Here is an 18,377-nt window from a genome sequence, read left to right as displayed (position 1 = left end):
AGATTTGTCCTTATGCACCCTATGCTGCCCCTGCTCAACGCCTTGAATTTCCCCAGCCTGCGCCGCGGGCCGGTCGAGGCGTTGCAGGTCAACCTGACCTACCGCTGCAACCAGCGCTGCCTGCATTGCCATGTGAATGCTGGGCCGACGCGCACCGAAAGCATGACCGATGCCAGCTTGGCGCTGCTGCTGCAGGTGCTGGATGCCCATCCGGTGCAGACCCTGGACCTAACCGGCGGCGCGCCGGAGCTGCACCCGCGCTTTCGTGAGCTGGTCAGCCATGCGCGGCGCGCCGGCATCCGCGTCATCGACCGCTGCAACCTAAGCATCCTCAGCGAACCAGGCCAGGGCGATCTGGCCGCGTTTCTGGCCGCAGAGGGTGTCGAGGTCAGCGCTTCGCTGCCCTGCTACTCGCGCGAACGGGTCGACCAGCAACGTGGTGACGGCGTGTTCGAGGCCAGCATCGCCGGCCTGCGCCAACTCAATGCGCTGGGCTATGGCATTGAGGGTTCGGGGTTGCTGCTTAACCTGGTCTACAACCCCCAAGGGCCAAGCCTGCCGCCGCCGCAACAAGCCCTGGAGCAGGACTACAAGGCGCACTTGCAGGAAGACTTCGGCATCCAGTTCAACCAACTGCTGACCATCACCAACCAACCGATTTCCCGGTTTGGCAGCACCCTGGTCAGCAAGGGCCAGTTCAACGGCTATATGCAGTTGCTGCGTGACAACTACCGCGCCGACAACCTCAAGACCGTCATGTGCCGCAGCCTGGTCAGCGTCGACTGGCAGGGTTACCTGTATGACTGCGACTTCAACCAGATGCTTGAACTGCACCTGCAATTGCCTGCCGACGCTATGTTGGCCCGTGACCGAGCGCACCTGAGTGACCTGCTCAACAACCGTTTCGACGGCAACCCGATCGTCACCCGCGACCATTGCTATGCCTGCACCGCCGGCCAAGGCTCCAGTTGCTCGGGCGCCTTGGGCTGAAACAAGCGCCGGATTATTGCTTGCCGCATGGGTGGGCACCAACCCACCCCACAACAGGAACTCACCGCCCCATGACTCTGCGTAAAAGCCTGCTGCTCGGCCTGATCCTGCTCTTACTGGCCAGCTTTTTTGCCTTCGACCTCGGCCAGTACCTGACCCTGGCCAGCCTCAAGGCCCAGCAAAGCGCCTTGCAAGCCCAGGTGGCGGCCGAGCCGTGGCTGGCCGCCGGGGCGTTTTTTGCCGTGTATGTGGCCGTCACCGGCCTGTCGCTGCCCGGCGCCAGCCTGATGACCCTGGTGGCCGGCGCTTTGTTCGGCCTTTGGCAAGGCCTTTTGATTGTGTCCTTCGCCTCCACCTTGGGCGCGCTGTTGTCGATGTTCAGCAGCCGTTTTCTACTGCAGGACTGGGTGCAGCAGCGCTTCGGCCAGCGCCTGGCGGGCATTGAGGCCGGGCTGGCGCGTGACGGCGCCTTTTACCTGTTTGCCCTGCGTCTGGTGCCGGTGTTTCCGTTCTTTCTGATCAACCTGGCCATGGGCCTGACCAAACTGCCGGCGCGCACCTTCTGGTGGGTCAGCCAGCTCGGCATGTTGCCCGGCACCCTGGTCTATGTGAATGCCGGCCGCGAGCTTGGCCAACTGGACTCCCTCGGCGGAATCCTCTCCCCCGGCCTGCTCGGCGCCTTTGCCCTGCTCGGGGTGTTTCCGCTGCTGGCGCGCAAGCTGCTGGATCGTCTGCAGGCCCGGCGTGTGTATCAGGGCTGGGACAAACCCAAGCGTTTTGAGCGCAATCTACTGGTGATCGGCGGCGGCAGCGCCGGCCTGGTCAGCGCTTACATTGCCGCGGCGGTAAAGGCCGAGGTCAGCCTGATCGAAAAACACCAGCTCGGCGGCGATTGCCTGAACACCGGCTGCGTTCCCTCCAAAGCCCTGCTGCGCTCAGCCAAATTTGCCGCCGAGCTGCGCAAGGCCGAACAACTGGGCTTCAAACAGGCCCACGCCGAGGTGGATTTTGCTGCGGTGATGGAGCGCGTGCAGCGGGTGATCACTACCATCGAGCCCCACGACTCGGCCGAACGTTACACAGGCCTGGGGGTTGAGATGCTGGCCGGCAATGCCCGCCTGACCTCGCCGTGGTCGGTCGAGGTCAACGGTAAAACCCTAACCAGCCGCGCCATCATCATCGCCAGCGGCGCTCGCCCCCTGGTGCCTGCCCTGCCAGGCCTGGAGCTGATTGAGCCGCTGACTTCAGACAACGTCTGGGCACTGCGCGAACGGCCGGCACGCTTGCTGGTACTGGGTGGCGGGCCGATTGGCTGTGAGCTGAGCCAGGCCTTCCAGCGCCTCGGTAGTCAGGTCACCCAGGTGGAAATGGCCGAGCGCCTGCTGGTACGCGAAGACCCCGAGGCCAGCGCCGCATTGACCCAGCAACTGCGCCTTGAAGGCGTGGATCTGCGCCTGCAGCACCAGGCCGTGCGGGTTGTCGTGCAGGACGGCGAGAAACAACTGATCTGCCTCGACCGGGTCAACCAGCAGGAAGTGGCCATCGCCTTCGATCAACTGCTGCTGGCCCTCGGCCGAGTGGCCAACACTCAGGGCCTGGGCCTGGAAACCCTTGACCTCAAGCTGCGTGGCAACGGCACGCTGGAAACCGATGAGTACCTGGCCACACGCTTCCCCAACATCTACGCCTGCGGCGACGTGACCGGGCCTTATCAGTTCACCCATGTGGCCGCGCACCAGGCCTGGTATGCGGCGGTGAATGCGCTGTTTGGCGATTTCAAGCGCTTCAAAGTGGATTACCGGGTAATCCCCTGGGCCACCTTCACCGACCCGGAAATCGCCCGTGTTGGCCTCAACGAACAGGACGCCAAGGTCCAGGGCATCGCCTATGAGGTGACCCACTTCGCCATCGACGACCTCGACCGGGCGATTGCCGACGAGGCCGCCCATGGCTATATCAAGGTGCTCACGGTGCCCGGCAAGGACCGCATCCTCGGCGCCACCATCGTCGGCGAACATGCCGCCGAACTGCTCACCGAATATGTGCTGGCGATGAAGCATGGCCTGGGCATGAACAAGATTCTCGGCACCATCCACACCTACCCGACCCTCAGCGAAACCAACAAGTACGCGGCCGGTGAGTGGAAGCGCGCCCACGCCCCACAGGGTCTGTTGCGGCTGGTGCAGCGCCTGCACGCCTGGCGTTTGCGATGAACCAGGGCTTCGACCTGTTGCTGGCCGGCGCCGGTCACGCCCATCTCGGTGTGCTGCGCCGCTGGGCCGAGCCGTCGGCCCGGCACAACCGCCCGACGGGTCGCATCGGCCTGCTCAGCGCCGATGGCCATGCCTGGTATTCGGGCATGCTGCCGGGCTTGCTCAGTGGCCGTTATCAGTTGGCCGAGTGCCGTATCGAGCTGGATGCCCTGTGCCGCGCTGCCGGCGTTGAACTGCTGATCGGCCAAGCCACGGGACTGGACAGCGCCAGCCAACAGCTGCAACTGAGCGACGGCCGCGCGCTGGACTACAACTATCTGTCCCTCAACCTCGGCTCCCTGCCTGCCCTGCCCGCACAATCCGGCAGCGGCCTGGAGCTACTGGCGGTAAAACCTTTCAGTGCCTTTATCCAGGGCTGGCAGCGCTGGCAAAGCACGCCACAACCACTGGCAATCCTCGGTGGCGGTGCCGCCGGCGTGGAGTTGGCCCTGGCTATAGCGGCCAAGGTGCAGACAGTGACCCTGCTGACCGGCAGCACCCTGCTCAGCGGACATCCGCCGGCGCTGCGCCAGCGAGCCCTCAAGCACCTGGCCCGGAGAGGCGTGCGCGTACAGGAACACTGCCCGGTCGAAGCCATTGTTTATGAGCAGTTGCTCAGCCATGGTCGTTCGGTCTGGCAGGGCCATCGACTAATGGTTGCCAGCGGCGCCAGCGCCCTGCCCTGGCTGGCCGACAGCGGCCTGGCCTGTGATGCGCAGGGTTTTGTGCAGATCAATGCGCAGCTGCAGAGCACCTCCCACAACAATGTTTTCGCGGTCGGGGACTGCGCCAGCCTGGCCCACTGCCCGCACAACGGCGTGTATGCCGTGCGCCAGGGGCCGGTGTTGGCGCAGAACCTGGCGGCCTTGCTGTGCGGCCGGCCGCTGCAAACCTTTAACCCGCAACGCCGCGCCCTGGCCCTGCTTGCAACGGGCGACGGTGGTGCGCTGGCCAGCTGGGCCGGACTGACGGGCGAAGGCACACTGTTCGGCCATTGGAAAGACCATCTCGATCGCGGCTTTATGCAGCGCCACCGTATTCCTTAACTTATTTTCAGCTCATCAACCACGAGGCCCGTCATGCTCGAATCCGTGCAGAACTACTACGGCAAGGTCCTGCAACACAGCAACGACCTGAAAACCAGCGCCTGCTGCGATGTCTCCAGCATGCCCGACTGGCTTAAACCGCTGCTGGCCAAACTGCACCCGCAGGTCACCGAGCGTTACTACGGCTGCGGCCTGGTGGCCCCGGCCGTGCTAGAAGGCGCACGGGTGCTGGACCTCGGCAGTGGCTCTGGGCGTGACTGCTACCTGCTGGCGCAATTGGTGGGCCGCCAAGGCCAGGTGGTTGGCGTGGACATGACCGTCGAGCAACTGGCGGTGGCCAACGCCCATCTGCAGTACCACGCCGAGCAGTTCGGCTTTGCCAATGTCGAGTTCCGCCAGGGCTATATCGAGAACCTCGATGCCCTGGGCTTGAGCGATGCCAGCTTCGACGCGATCGTCTCCAACTGCGTGATCAACCTCTCGCCGGACAAGGACAGCGTGCTGCGCGAGGCCTATCGCCTGCTGAAGAAAGGCGGCGAGCTGTACTTCTCCGACATCTATGCCGACCGCCGCCTGCCGGCCGCGCTGCGTGAAGACGAGTTGCTGTACGGCGAATGCCTGGGCGGCGCGCTGTACTGGAACGACTTCCACAACCTGGCCAAGCGCCACGGCTTTGCCGACCCGCGCTTGGTGGAAGACCGGCCGATCGCCATTACCGACCCCAAACTGGCCGCCAAACTGGGTAATACCCGCTTCTATTCCGCCACTTACCGGCTGTTCAAACTGGATGACCTGGAGCCGGCCTGCGAAGACCACGGTCAGGCAGTGATCTATCACGGCGGCATCGCCGATGCGCCCCATACCTTCGTCCTCGACAAACACCACAATATCGAAACCGGCAAGGTCTTCCCGGTGTGCGGCAACACCTACCGCATGTTGCATGACAGCCGCTTCGCGCCGTACTTCAGCTTTATTGGCGATTTCAGCCAGCACTTCGGCATATTCCAGGGCTGCGGCTCGGTGCTGCCTTACGACAATGACAACGGCACCGCCAACCCAGGCGCCTGCTGCTGAATCGGGAGACCGCACGATGAAGGTTCTGTTTCTGTGCACCGCCAACAGCTGCCGCAGCATCCTCAGCGAGGCGGCCTTCAATCATCTGGCACCAGCCGGCATGCGCGCCTACAGCGCCGGCAGCGCACCCAGCGGCGTGGTTCACCCGCTGAGCCTGCACACGCTTAACCACGCTGGCATCGACACCACTGGCCTAGCCAGTAAAGGCAACGAGGCGCACCTAGCGCTGGCGCCGGACTACGTCATCAGTGTTTGCGGGCGCGCCGCGCAACAGCCCTGCCCGGCCTACTTCGGCAGCAGTACGCGCTTGCATTGGGGGCTGGATGATCCGGCCGAGGTACACGGCAGCAGCCTTGAAGTAGAGGCCGCCTTCGCCGCCACCCTGGCGCAGATCGAGCGGCGCCTGCAGGTATTTTTTGCCTTGCCCTTCGCGCAACAAAGCCCAGCGCAACTGCTGCCACAACTGCTCGCCATCGGTGAGTTGCCGTGACGACAACAAGGGGCCTTTAACTGGTCGGCAAATCGATAAAAAACAACCCTCCCTAGGCTTGTGGCGCTGCCACAGCATGCTGTTATGATCGGGCCCGCGGTCTACCCCTGATAATAAAAATCACTAGTGGAGTGTCGATTTGCCTTTCCTTGGTGCCCAGCGCTGGCTGCTGCAACGCGCGCCCAGCGTATTCGCCCTGCTGCTTGTGGCATTGATGAGTGCCAGCCTGGCGTGGCAGAGCGTCGCCTGGCAGCGCTTGCTCCGCGCCCCGGCGGCGACCAATAACAGCGCTACTGACAGTCAGGCTCACACGCCAGATATGCAGGCCCTGCTGCCGTTGTTCGGCAGTGCCCCAGTGGCCGATAGCGGCGTAGCCCCCAACACCAACCTGCGCCTGACCCTGCTCGGCAGCTTTGTCGATACCGCGGGTAAGGGCTCCAGCGCCATCATCCAGCTCGAAGGCAGCCCGGCCAAACGTTATGCAGTGGGTCAGGAGCTGAGTAGCGGTGTGCTGCTACATGCTGTGTACCGCGACCGGGTAGAGCTAAAGCGCAACGGCCGCCTGGAAACCCTGGCCTTCAGCAATCGCAAGACAACCCCGGCGTCCGGGCTCGTTAGCCCTGCGCCTGACAGCGAGAGTGCTGCCCAATTACAGGCTCTGAGCGACGAGGACACCCTGCAGTTGCAGCAACGCATGCAGGCCTTGCGCGACCAACTCCAGGCTACAGACGATGCACCCGCGCAGCTGGAAACCACCGAACCTACCGAACCGTCTACGGAAGCATATTAAGTTTATGTCTAGGATTCTGCCGCGCCTGAGTTGCGCACTGTTCGCTGCTGGTTTGTTGGTTACTCCCGTGCCGCTGCTGGCCGCTATTACTGCCGTAGCAGCCGATAGCAGCCAGCAGGAGGAACGCTGGACCATCAACCTGAAAAACGCCGACATCCGCGAGTTTATCGACCAGGTTGCCGACATCACCGGCGAGACCTTTATTGTCGACCCGCGGGTCAAGGGTCAGGTCAGCGTGCTGTCCAAAACCCCGTTGACCCTCAGCGAGGTCTATCAGCTGTTTCTCTCGGTGATGTCGACCCACGGTTTCAGTGTGGTGACCCAAGGCGACCAGGCCCGTGTCATCCCCAACGCTGAAGCCAAGGCCGAAGCCAACGGCGCCGCCAACACACCGGGCAAGCTGGAAACCCGCCTGATCCAAGTGCAGCAGGGCTCGGTAGCAGAACTGATCCCGCTGATTCGGCCGCTGGTGCCGCAATATGGTCACCTAGCCGCCGTGACCTCGGCCAACGCCCTGATCATCAGTGACCGCAGCGCCAATATCGCCCGTATCGAAGACCTGATTCGCCAACTGGACCAGAAAGGCAGCAACGACTACAGCGTGGTCAACCTGCAACACGCCTGGGTGATGGACGCCGCCGAACTGCTCAATAACGCCATGCTACGTGGCCAGGCCAAGGGCAGCAGCGGCACTCAGGTGATTGCCGATGCACGCACCAATCGCCTGATCATCCTCGGCCCACCGGCGGCGCGGGCCAAGCTGGTGGGCATGGCCCAGTTGATGGACACCCCCACCACCCGCTCGGCCAATACCCGGGTGATCCGCTTGCGTCATAACGATGCCAAAGCACTGGCGGAAACCCTCGGGCAACTCTCTGAAGGTCTGAAAGCGCCGGCTGGCGGCGAGTCCAGCGGCCAGCAGAAAAACATCATGATCCGTGCCGACGAAAGCCTGAACGCTCTGGTGCTGTATGCCGAGCCGGAAGTCGTCGCCACCCTTGAGGAAATCGTTCGCCAACTCGACGTACCCCGCGCCCAGGTTATGGTCGAAGCCGCCATCGTCGAAATCAGCGGCGACATCAGCGATGCCATCGGCGTGCAATGGGCGATTGATGCACGTGGCGATTCAGGCGGTCTGGGCGGCACCAACTTCAGCAACACCGGCCTGTCAGTCGGGACGGTGCTCAGTGCCATTCAGGACAAGAAAATCCCAACCGCCTTGCCCGATGGCGCCATCATCGGCCTCGGCAATGACGACTTCGGCGTCCTGGTGACCGCCCTGTCGGCCAACAGCAACTTCAACTTGCTCTCCACGCCCAGCCTGCTGACCCTGGACAACCAGAAAGCCGAGATTCTGGTCGGCCAGAATGTGCCGTTCCAGACAGGCTCTTACACCACCGACGCAGCCGGGGCGAACAACCCCTTTACCACCGTCGAGCGTCAGGATGTCGGGGTCAAGCTCAAGGTCGTGCCACACATCAACGACGGTGCCACCCTGCGCCTGGAGATCGACCAGGAAATCTCCTCCCTGGCACCGACAGCCACCGCCACCTCCGGCGCCACCGACCTGATCACCAACAAGCGCTCGATCAAGAGCACCGTGCTGGCCGAAGACGGACAGATCGTGGTTCTCGGCGGCCTGATCCAGGATGACGTGACCCAAAGCGACTCCAAGGTGCCGTTGCTCGGCGACATCCCCTTTCTCGGTGCACTGTTCCGCTCCAGTAAAGACGTACACACCAAACGCAACCTGATGGTGTTCCTGCGCCCGACCATCATTCGCAATGCCACCGGCCTCGCGGCGATTTCGGGCAAGAAGTACAGCGACATCCGCATCCTCGGCGCCGATGGCAACGACAAGATCCCCAACGTGCTGCCACGCACCCCTGGCCAGTTGTTTGACGGCCAAGGCGGCGCCGCCGTCGACCTGCGTCAGCCATAACTCACCCCTCCATCGCAGGAGGTAGGCCCTAGCAAGGCATACCTCCTCCGGGGAATGGTGAGCGCCCCTCCCGCCCCTTACTCTGCCAGCACTGCACAAGGTCACCGACGTCAGAGGTGGGCTCCGACGCCAAGCCCTTTGCGGTGCTTCATCACGGTTATTTGCCCGCGCAGTTTTCACGGCACTGCCTGGGCATTTTTTTGCCTCGGCATTTGCCTTTGCCGGCGCCTGCTGAGCCCGCCACCAGCCTGAGGGGCTAGCGATGATCCAGACCCGCGACGTGCGCCAGTTGATCCTGCAGCACCCGCTGTTCAACTTGTTTGCCAAGGACGCCCAAGAACGCCTCCTCGGTGAGGCGCAACAGCGTCATGCACCGGCCAACAGCCTGCTGCTGCAACAAGGCCAGCCGGCGGAACGTTTTTTTCTGGTGCTCAGTGGGCGGGTAAAGCTGTTCCGCATTTCTGCCGACGGCCAGGAAAAAGTGGTGGAGATCATTCACCCCGGACAAACCTTTGCCGAAGCGGTGATGTTTATGCAGCACGCGGTGTATCCGGTATGTGCTGAAAGCCTCGACGCCGTCGAGCTGGTTAGCTTCCCCAATCGCCTGATGCTGAACCTGCTCGCCGAACACCCGGCCACCTGCCTGCACCTGCTCGGCCACCTGAGTATTCGCTTGCACCAGCGCCTGGGTGAGATCGAGACCCTGACCCTGCAGAACGCCACCCAGCGCTTTGCCCTGTACCTGATTCAACAACTGGAAAACCGCGCCGTCGACAGCGCCGAAATTGACCTGCAGCTGCCCAAACGGCTGATTGCGGCGCGCCTGTCGATGCAGCCGGAAACACTCTCGCGGACCATGGCCCGCCTGCGTCAGGCCGGGCTGATCGAAAGCCGTGGCCGGCACATTCATATCCCCAGCGTGGCGCGCCTGCTCACCGAGTTTAATGAAGACCCGGGGCTTATTGCCCGCGCAGGCTGAAGTGGGGAAACAGCTGCTGCATTAACTGCCAGAGTTCACGCTGATGCAGGGGCTCAGGGGCCGCCGGCAGGCTCGGGTCCCACATCTGATCCGTACGCACACACTGCACCACATAGCGTTCAACACCGGCGTCGCGCAGGCGCTTGGCCAGGGTCCAGAGTTTGTGAAAATCGAGCAGGTGCCAGTGCACGGTGGTGCGGCATTCGTAGTCGACCCCGCTGGCCAGCAATAACTCCAGGCTGCGCCAGTTGGCCGCGCCACTGCCGCGAATGCCGGTAATCAGCGCGGTGTCTTCGGCCAGTGCCTTGACATCGAAGCCCACCCAATCCACCAGTGGCAACACTCGCTCCAGTGCCTGCGGGCGGATACCGGCCGTGTGCAGGCCGATCTTGTAACCCAGCTCGCGCACCTCGACAATTGCCGCCGGCAAGGCCGCCTGCAAGGTAGGCTCGCCACCGCTGAACACCACGGCTTCAAGCAAACCCTGACGGCGCTGGAGGAAATCCACAATCTCGGGCCAAGGTTTCTCGTCCTTGCCGCGCGGCACGATCAGCCCTGGATTGTGGCAATAGCGACAGCGCCAGGCACAGCCCTGACAGAACAATACGCAAGCCAGGCGCCCCGGATAATCCAGGGTGGTCAGGGGCACAAAGCCCCCGACCCGTAGCGCTGGCGTCACGCCGAGCGGCATGAACTGGCCGCTTCGGTGAAGTGCCGGCGCTCGCGGTGCTCGGCCTGCTTGCCCGGATTGAAGGCCGCCACCGGACGGTGATAGCCCATCACGCGGGTCCAGACTTCGCAGCGTTGACGCAGTTCTTGCGGGAGTTGTTCGACGGTCATGGTATTGCTCCTTGCGTGGATAAAGAGGTTTAAGAACCTGTTTACGATCTCGCGAGCTAGAGCCAGACAAGGCAAAAGTGGCCGAGAGAGCGGAATTTACAGGCTGTAAATGAGCATCTTGAGGCCAGTTTTAACGCGGTATGGCCGACGCGCAGCTGATCGTAGACAGGTTCTCAGGCGCAGCTCTCGGCACAAGCCTGCTGCCGCTGCAGCAGGGCCTGATCGCACTGCGGGCAGAATTCGTGTTCGCCGGCCAGGTAGCCGTGCACCGGACAGATGGAAAAGGTCGGGGTGATGGTCAGGTACGGCAGGCGGAAGCGGCTCAAGGCGTTGCGCACCAGGTTCTTGCAGGCCTCGGTGGAGCTGATCCGCTCGGCCATATACAGGTGCAGCACGGTGCCGCCGGTGTACTTGCACTGCAGGGCGTCCTGCAGCTCCAGCGCCTCGAAAGGGTCGTCGGTAAAACCCACTGGCAGCTGCGAGGAATTGGTGTAGTACGGCGCATCGCCACAACCGGCCTGGAGAATGTCCGGGTAGCGTTTAAGGTCTTCCTTGGCGAAGCGGTAGGTGGTGCCCTCCGCCGGCGTGGCTTCGAGGTTGTACAGGTGGCCGGTTTCTTCCTGGAAGCGCACCAGGGTAGCGCGCACATGGTCGAGCAGGAGCAGGGCAAACTCGCGCCCGGTGGCGGTATGCATGCCCTCGCGATCGGCGCTGAAGTTGCGCAGCATCTCGTGGATGCCATTCAGGCCGATGGTCGAGAAGTGGTTACGCAGGGTGCCCAGGTAACGCTTGGTGTAGGGGTACAGACCATTGTCCATATGGTGCTGGATGACCTTGCGCTTGACCTCCAGGCTCTGCATGGCCAGCTCCATCAGCTGATCGATACGCCGCAGCAAGCCACTGGTGTCGCCCTTGTACTCGTAGCCCAGGCGCGCGCAGTTGATGGTTAGCACGCCCAACGAGCCGGTCTGCTCGGCCGAGCCAAACAGGCCGCCACCGCGCTTGAGCAGCTCGCGCACGTCCAGTTGCAGGCGGCAGCACATGGAGCGCACCTGGTTGGGCTGCATGTCCGAGTTAAGGAAGTTCTGGAAGTACGGCAGGCCGTAGCGCGCGGTCATCTCGAACAGGCGCTCGGCGTTCTCGCTGTCCCAGGGGAAGTCGTGGGTGATGTTGTAGGTCGGGATCGGGAAGGTGAACACCCGGCCCTTGGCATCGCCGGCCTGCATCACCTCGATATAGGCGCGGTTGATCAGCTCCATCTCGGCCTGCAGCTCGCCGTAGGCGAAGGGCATTTCCACCCCGCCGATATAGGGGATCTGCTCACGCAGGTCTTCGGGGCAGACCCAGTCGAAGGTCAGGTTGGTGAACGGCGTTTGCGTGCCCCAGCGCGACGGCACGTTGAGGTTGTAGATGAACTCCTGAATGGCCTGACGCACTTCATCGAAGCCCAGCTGGTCCTTGCGCACATAAGGCGCCAGGTAGGTGTCGAAGGAGCTGAACGCTTGGGCGCCGGCCCATTCGTTTTGCAGGGTGCCGAGGAAATTGACCATCTGCCCCAGGGCACTGGTCAGGTGCTTGGGTGGCCCGGCTTCGACCCGCCCCGGCACGCCGTTCAAACCCTCATTGAGCAGGGTGCGCAGCGACCAGCCGGCGCAATAGCCGGCGAGCATGTCCAGGTCGTGGATATGCAAGGCGCCCTCGCGGTGAGCCTCACCGATTTCGGCGCTGTACACCTCGTCCAGCCAGTAATTGGCGGTGACCTTACCGGCCACATTGAGTACCAGACCACCGAGGGAATAGCCCTGGTTGGCATTGGCCTGCACGCGCCAGTCTTCACGGGACAGGTATTCGTTCATCGAGGCGGCCACTTCGACGATCGCCTTGCGGTCACGGCGCAGGCGCCCATGCTGCTCGCGATAGACGATATAGGCGCGGGCAGTGGCGTAGTAATACGCCTCCATCAGTACCCGTTCGACCTGGTCCTGCACCTGCTCGACATCCAGGGTTTCATGGGCCATTAGACGAGCAAGCACCAGCTCAGCCAGCGCACCGGCCTGGGCCGCGACAAACTCGCCGCTGGCATTGCCCGCAGCCGTCAAAGCCCGTTCGATCTTGACCAATTCAAAGGCAACCAAACGACCATCGCGCTTGCGCAACGACACCGGACGACGGCTATGGGGCAAACCAGACATACGACCTCCACCACTACATGTTGTTATTTAAGCAATAAAGAAACACAACATGGAGCAATTTACGGAGAACTCGCCCTCAAGCAATTGACAGCCGTCAACTTTATTCAAAAGCATAAAATACGCGTCAGCATGGCCACACTGCGCCAGCATTCTGGGTCGCCGCCTGGTGGCCACGGCCTGTCCATTTGGCCACTGGCCGGCGCTGATGGCTCTTCCCATACTGGCGATTGGACACCTACCCAAGGAGATCGCCATGTATTGCGTGACCGTGCTCTACCCCAATCAGGCCGATGGCCATTTTGACTTCACGTATTACCGCGACAAGCATCTGCCAATGATGCTGGAGATGCTCGGCGATAACGTCGTCAGCATGCAGCTGCGGCGTGGCATGCACGCCGTGGATGGCTCACCGGCGCCGTACCTTTGCCTGCTCAACACCCACATTCGCTCGCCAGAGCAGTTTGCCCAGGTGATGACCGACAACAGCACGCGCGTACTCGGCGACATCCCCAACTACACCAACCTGCAGCCAATCATCCAGATCGACGAAGTTCTCTAAGGCCCTGCAGCGCCAGGCGCGCACCGCGCTGCGCCTGGTCGGGCAACTGCAGCAACAATCGTGGTTTGGGCCGGACTTGGTATTGACGTACCTGAGTTTCGATTTCAATAATGACCGCTATGAAAAAGAAGCTAGAAAAAGCCAAACGCGGTCGCCCCCTCAGTTTCAATCGGCAAGCCGCCCTGCACACTGCCCTGCACATGTTCTGGGCTCAGGGCTACGAAGGCACCTCAATCGCCGATCTTGTCAGTGCCATGGGCATCGCTCCCCCGAGCCTTTACAGCGCCTTTGGCTCCAAGGAACAGCTGTACCTGGAGGCGATTGAGCTGTACCTGCAGGGCCCTGGCAGCTTTATCAAGCACGCGCTGGAGCAAACCCACACCGCCCACGACTTTATCCAGCAAATGCTGCGTAATGCCGCTGCAGAGTTCACCACCCACAGCCACCCACCAGGCTGCATCGTGTCCACCGGTCTGGTTGCCAGCGGCGCCCTGCATCACAGGATGGCGCAGAACATGCGCGACCTGCGCAGCGCTACCCTGGATGCCATCGGTCGCCGCCTGGAAGCGGCGCGCGCACTCGGCGAGCTGCCGATCAATAGCGACTGTCCGGGCATGGCCCGTTTCTTTGCTGCGATTATTCAGGGCATGTCCATCCAGGCCCGCGACGGCGCCACTCCGGAAGAACTGCAGGCCATGATCAACCTCGCCATGGCCTCCTGGCCGCGCCCTTAAGCGCACTCCCCACCTCGGGCATGCCCTCGACATGCACTGAAATACGCTGAAATACCCAGGCACTTCTGCGTGCATTTACTTTAGCGATCACTAGCAAACAAGAGCACTGCTCTTCTTTTGCCAGTGTTGCGCGCGACCAGCAGCACTCACCTAGAAGTGCACCAGCGCGCGCGAACCTTTGATGACTGCCCGCAACAGCACGGCACGAATGCTCCGCAAAGCCATTAGCTAAAGGGAATCCGCTATGTCTATCGAACGAATCTTCATCGTCGGCGACAAGTTCAAGCAGTTCGCCGAGAACACCAACGTCATGCTTGCTAGCGAGCTGGAAGCAATCCTCGATGGTGACCTGCTGCATGAACGCAATCTGCGTTTCCAGCTAGGTCAGGGCGTTTCAGAAGAACAGATTACGCGCTTGCTGGAGAAGACCAGCAGCCAGAAGAAAGCCTGGCTTGCCGACTTCGCCAAACCGCAAAAAGCCAGCCGCCAACACGTGCACAAACACCGCATGGAGAACTCCATGATCAGCTTGCCGCGCCGACTGACCCGCAGCACCTACGAGGTGGACGTGCTGCTGGATGAGCGCTGTGCAGAAATGAGCGACCACGTTACCGGCCAGCACATTCAGGGCATGGTGCTAACCGAAGCCGCCCGGCAGACCTTTCTCGCTGTCAGTGAAGAGTTCTACCTGGTGGACCAGAAAGACAGCAGCTACTTCGTCATCAACAACATGGATGTGCAGTACCTGCATTTTGTCTTCCCGCTACCGATGAGCATCCACTACGAAGTGCTCGATCACAGTATCAACCCGCGCCGCGGCTCACACCGTTTCGACGTCAGCATGTCGGTGATTCAGGGCCAGCAAACCTGTTGCGTCATCAAAACCAAGTTCTCCACCTACCCCGACGCGGTGATTGCCGAAAAAGAAGGCCTATTGGCCAAAGGCGCCATCGACAGTGAACTGAATATGGAGGTCCGCCATGAGCAGTTTGCCTGAGGCTCCGCAGCGCTGGTCTGCGTTCTTCGATGTCGACGGCACCCTGATCAGCATCAAGAGCATGTTCAGTTTCCTCGACTTCCTCGTCGACCACTTGCCCGCGAGTGCGGCACCGCGACTTCACACTCATCGCGAGACCCTGCTGCAGATGATTGCCGCCGAGCAACCGCGCGAAGCCATCAACCGCTTCTACTACAGCATCTATGCCGGCCTGGACGTCGCCTGGGTGCAACAGTTGGGGCGCGACTGGTACGCCAGTATCCGTCAGCACGATGGCCTGTTTTTCCAGCGAATGTTGGATGAAATTTGCTGGCATCAACAGCAAGGCGCCAGCACCGTCCTGGTCTCCGGCTCCTTTGCCGCCCTGCTGACGCCACTGGCCGAAGAGCTGGGTGTCAGCGATGTCATTGCGGCCCCCATGGAAACCCGCAACGGCTTCTACACCGGCCAGCTTACGGGCCTACCAACGATTGGCCAGGGCAAGGCCGATGGCCTGCTGGCCTTTACCCGCCAGCACGGCCTACAGCCCCGGCATTGCTATGCCTACGGCGACGACGTTTCCGACATCCCAATGCTGGAGAGCGTGGGCCACCCCTGCATGGTCAACCCGAGCGCGCAGGTGCGTGACATGTGTCAGCAGCGCAACTGGCACGTCATCGAAGCCGCTTAAAGCCAGCGTTTAGCTGCACATCCGCATGGACAGCCCTGTGCAATCCACGCGGATGTGAACGGCCTATCACCTACCTGTCCGTTCGAACAGTGATGCCCAACAGGCTGGCTACGTAACGTACAGGTAAGCCCCGGTTAACGACTTACCCCGATCGAACATCCTTATGGAGAGCGACATGAACAGACTTCTGGCAAACAAATCCGTCCCGGCTGTTGGCCTTGGCTGCATGGGCATGAGTGAGTTCTATGGCGAGACCGACGACGCCCAGTCGCTGGACACCCTGCACGCCGCGCTGGAACTCGGCTATCGCCACTTCGACACCTCCGACATGTATGGCCGTGGCCACAACGAAGAGCTGCTCGGCAAGTTCGTCAAACAACTCGGCCCACGCCGCGACGAGATCCTGCTAGCGACCAAGTTCGGTATTTATCGCGACCCAAGCGACAAGTACAACCTGCTGATTGATGGCTCGCGCGAGTACGTAAAAAAGGCCTGTGAAGCCTCGCTCAAGCGCCTCAACACCGACTGCATCGATCTGTATTACGTGCACCGCCGTGACCCCAATACGCCCATCGAAGAAACCATCAGCGCGATGGCCGAGCTGGTGCAGGAAGGCAAGATCAAAGCCATCGGCTTGTCGGAGGTCTCAGTCGAAACCCTACGCAAAGCGCACGCGGTGCACCCTATCGCGGCCTTGCAGAGTGAGTACTCGCTGTGGTCTCGCGATCTGGAAGAAGACATTCTGCCCGTGCTGCAAAACCTCAACATTGCCCTGGTTGCTTACAGCCCACTGGGACGGGGCTTCCTCACGGGCGCCATCACCAAACAACACATTGAACAGGCCAGTGCCGACAGCGACTTCCGCGCCAAGTTGCCGCGCTTCCAGGGTGAGAATCTTGATAGCAACCTGCAACTGGTTCGGGCCCTGGAAGAGCTCAGCCAAGAGCTTAAGTGCACACCGGCGCAACTGGCCCTGGCCTGGTTGCTGGAGCAGTACGACAACCTGCATGTAATCCCAGGCACCAAGCGCATCAAGTACCTAAAAGGCAACTTTGCGGCCCAGGATATCAAGCTCGACGTCGCCGCCTGCACCATGCTCGGCAAGATCTTCGCGCCACAAGCCATCGCCGGTAAACGCTACCCAGACGCCATCCTCAAAGGCACCAACATCTGAGTTGCAGACTGCCGGCAGCTCTGCCGAGCTGCCGGCCAATGACTGGCCATCAAGGAGCCGTGCAGATGAACGCGCAAGTATTGATCGTCGGCGGCGGACCGACCGGCATGACCCTGGCACTGCAACTGAAGCGTTTTGGCATTACTTGTCGCCTGATTGAAAAACGTCCCAAAGAGCCCTCGGGTTCAAAAGCGCTGAGTGTCAATCCAGCCTCGCTAACCCTGCTCAATGATCTCGGGGTGGCCAGTGATCTGGTGGCAGTTGGACACAAGACCGACGTCATCAATTTGCTCTACCACAATCAGCCGCTGACCCGTGCACGCTTTGCCAAGCTGCCGAGCAAGTACCCGTATTTTCTGATGTTGCCGCAGCCGGACACCGAGGCCGTGCTGGAGCAACGCCTCAATGACCTGGACCAGCACATCGAACGGGACTGTGAACTGCTTGGGCTGCAGCCCCACAGCGACCATGTGGAGGTTGAGTTGCGTGAGGGAAACCAGACCCGCCGGCAGCGCTTTGCCTATGTGGTGGGCTGCGATGGCGGGCTGAGCACAGTGCGCAATGAGTTGGGGCTCAGCTTTACCGGCTACGACTACAACATGCACTTCATCCTGGCCGATCTGCGCATTGACTGGGACGGCAAGCAGCAGCAAGGTTTTTACTTTATTCGTGATGACGGCTTTCTGATTCTCTTACCGCTCAAGAGTGGTTATCACCGCATCGTCATCAAGGTCGCCGAGCAGTGCCCGCCTGGCTACAAGCCAAGCCTGCAGGAGATCCGCGACTACATTGCCCGCTACGAGATACCCGGACTGCAGGTCAGTGAACCGATCTGGCTCTCTAGCGCCCCGTTCTATAACCGCTCAGCATCGGCCATCCGCCAGCAGCGCGTATTCCTCGCCGGTGATGCGGCCCATATGTTCAGCCCCATCGGTGGGTTTGGCATGAACTCCGGCATTGCCGATGCCTTTAACCTGGGGTGGAAGCTCGGCTATGCCATGAACGGCATAGGCAGTGACGCCCTCCTGCAGTCCTATGCCGAAGAGCGCGAGCAAAACACCCAGGCCTTGCTGGCCAAAACCGACAAATCCACATCACTGATTGCCCGCCTGGATCGTCACCAGCCGGCAGACGAGCAGCACTACTTACCCCTGCTGCGTAACCGCCCATTTATTCGCCAGTTCCCACTGGAGACGGCCGGACTGACATTGCGCTACGGGCCTGCAACAAAGGCCCTGGCAAGCGGTTGCATGCTGCCTTATGCCCGTAACGGCGCGGGTTTGCCAGACAGTCTGCAGTTGGTTGGCCAGGCGCAACACACCCTGCTTCTGGCCAGTGACGCGCTGCCACAGGCCTCTGCTTTGCAGCGCTTACACCGCGCACTGGCACCGTTACACGCGCGCTTGCGAATTCAGGTCCTGAGTGCCGCTGAAGGTGAGATTGCCATCGGCCAGCTACTGCCTGACCCCCACCAGCAGTTGCGCTCGACCTGGCAACTGCAGGACGGCGACTACCTGCTGGTAAGACCGGACCTGTTCATTGAGCACCGTGGTCACCTGGACGATCTCGACGCGCTCAGCCGGCACCTGGCCACGCACTACACGCCAGACGCGGCCCGACAAACACGACTCGCTGGCTAAGGAGAGCC

General features: G+C 61.7%; 17 protein-coding genes. 14 read left to right on the top strand and 3 right to left on the bottom strand.

Annotation, left to right across the window (positions count from 1 at the left end):
- The first annotated feature begins 12 nt into the window (after positions 1-12).
- From arsS to AC56DI_RS12690, 8 genes are all read left to right on the top strand, one after another.
- Positions 13-990 (top strand): arsenosugar biosynthesis radical SAM (seleno)protein ArsS, encoded by a 978-nt coding sequence (gene arsS / locus AC56DI_RS12725; protein WP_496346483.1) that lies wholly within the window; start codon positions 13-15, stop codon positions 988-990.
- 71 nt (positions 991-1,061) lie between these two features.
- Entirely contained in the window at positions 1,062-3,203 is a 2,142-nt protein-coding gene (locus AC56DI_RS12720; RefSeq protein ID WP_496346482.1) for a dihydrolipoyl dehydrogenase family protein, read from the top strand.
- Complete coding sequence (locus AC56DI_RS12715; RefSeq protein ID WP_496346481.1) at positions 3,200-4,288, top strand: FAD-dependent oxidoreductase; 1,089 nt, start codon at positions 3,200-3,202, stop codon at positions 4,286-4,288. Before AC56DI_RS12720 ends, AC56DI_RS12715 begins: the two co-directional genes overlap by 4 nt.
- A 33-nt stretch (positions 4,289-4,321) precedes the next feature.
- Positions 4,322-5,362, top strand: a complete 1,041-nt coding sequence (locus AC56DI_RS12710) for a methyltransferase domain-containing protein (RefSeq protein ID WP_496346480.1) — start codon at positions 4,322-4,324, stop codon at positions 5,360-5,362.
- Between the two features lie 16 nt (positions 5,363-5,378).
- On the top strand, positions 5,379-5,852 hold the full coding sequence (locus AC56DI_RS12705; protein WP_496346479.1) for an arsenate reductase ArsC: 474 nt from the start codon (positions 5,379-5,381) through the stop codon (positions 5,850-5,852).
- A 139-nt stretch (positions 5,853-5,991) separates the two neighbouring features.
- Positions 5,992-6,642 carry a type II secretion system protein N gene (locus AC56DI_RS12700; RefSeq protein ID WP_496346478.1) on the top strand — a complete coding sequence of 217 codons (651 nt, stop codon included), beginning with the start codon at positions 5,992-5,994 and terminating at the stop codon, positions 6,640-6,642.
- A 4-nt stretch (positions 6,643-6,646) separates the two neighbouring features.
- Positions 6,647-8,584: a type II secretion system secretin GspD gene (gspD, locus tag AC56DI_RS12695; protein WP_496346477.1), complete on the top strand. Its 1,938-nt coding sequence runs from the start codon at positions 6,647-6,649 to the stop codon at positions 8,582-8,584.
- Positions 8,585-8,846: 262 nt separating this feature from the next.
- Positions 8,847-9,563, top strand: coding sequence for a Crp/Fnr family transcriptional regulator (locus tag AC56DI_RS12690; protein WP_496346476.1), 717 nt, complete (start codon positions 8,847-8,849; stop codon positions 9,561-9,563).
- On the opposite strand, the gene AC56DI_RS12685 is transcribed toward AC56DI_RS12690, so the two are convergent.
- The 3 genes from AC56DI_RS12685 to AC56DI_RS12675 all read right to left on the bottom strand — a co-directional run bounded on the left by AC56DI_RS12685 (position 9,544) and on the right by AC56DI_RS12675 (position 12,595).
- On the bottom strand, positions 9,544-10,242 hold the full coding sequence (locus AC56DI_RS12685; protein ID WP_496346655.1) for an anaerobic ribonucleoside-triphosphate reductase activating protein: 699 nt from the start codon (positions 10,240-10,242) through the stop codon (positions 9,544-9,546). The two genes, AC56DI_RS12690 and AC56DI_RS12685, sit on opposite strands and share 20 nt — an antisense overlap.
- Complete coding sequence (nrdD, locus tag AC56DI_RS12680) at positions 10,239-10,403, bottom strand: anaerobic ribonucleoside-triphosphate reductase (RefSeq protein ID WP_496346475.1); 165 nt, start codon at positions 10,401-10,403, stop codon at positions 10,239-10,241. The genes AC56DI_RS12685 and nrdD overlap by 4 nt, the downstream gene beginning before the upstream one ends.
- Before the next feature lie 173 nt (positions 10,404-10,576).
- The gene (locus AC56DI_RS12675; protein WP_496346474.1) at positions 10,577-12,595 is read right to left on the bottom strand and encodes a ribonucleoside triphosphate reductase; all 2,019 of its coding nucleotides are present in this window, start codon (positions 12,593-12,595) and stop codon (positions 10,577-10,579) included.
- A 253-nt stretch (positions 12,596-12,848) separates the two neighbouring features.
- On the opposite strand from AC56DI_RS12675, the gene AC56DI_RS12670 reads away from it, so the two are divergent.
- The 6 genes from AC56DI_RS12670 to AC56DI_RS12645 all read left to right on the top strand — a co-directional run bounded on the left by AC56DI_RS12670 (position 12,849) and on the right by AC56DI_RS12645 (position 18,369).
- Entirely contained in the window at positions 12,849-13,154 is a 306-nt protein-coding gene (locus AC56DI_RS12670; protein ID WP_496346473.1) for an EthD family reductase, read from the top strand.
- 110 nt (positions 13,155-13,264) lie between these two features.
- Complete coding sequence (locus tag AC56DI_RS12665; RefSeq protein WP_496346472.1) at positions 13,265-13,888, top strand: TetR/AcrR family transcriptional regulator; 624 nt, start codon at positions 13,265-13,267, stop codon at positions 13,886-13,888.
- 244 nt (positions 13,889-14,132) lie between these two features.
- Positions 14,133-14,885: an AfsA-related hotdog domain-containing protein gene (locus tag AC56DI_RS12660; RefSeq protein WP_496346471.1), complete on the top strand. Its 753-nt coding sequence runs from the start codon at positions 14,133-14,135 to the stop codon at positions 14,883-14,885.
- Positions 14,869-15,555, top strand: coding sequence for an HAD family hydrolase (locus AC56DI_RS12655; protein ID WP_496346470.1), 687 nt, complete (start codon positions 14,869-14,871; stop codon positions 15,553-15,555). Before AC56DI_RS12660 ends, AC56DI_RS12655 begins: the two co-directional genes overlap by 17 nt.
- Before the next feature lie 175 nt (positions 15,556-15,730).
- Positions 15,731-16,729: an aldo/keto reductase gene (locus AC56DI_RS12650; protein ID WP_496346469.1), complete on the top strand. Its 999-nt coding sequence runs from the start codon at positions 15,731-15,733 to the stop codon at positions 16,727-16,729.
- 65 nt (positions 16,730-16,794) lie between these two features.
- A complete protein-coding gene (locus AC56DI_RS12645; protein WP_496346468.1) occupies positions 16,795-18,369 on the top strand; it encodes an FAD-dependent monooxygenase in 1,575 nt (524 codons plus the stop codon).
- The last annotated feature ends 8 nt before the right edge of the window (positions 18,370-18,377 follow it).

The organism is Pseudomonas sp. BGA-UO-ETr-WB11, assembly GCF_059567785.1.
The sequence above is the reverse complement of the archived record's forward strand: the minus strand, read 5'-3'. Positions and strand labels throughout refer to the sequence as shown.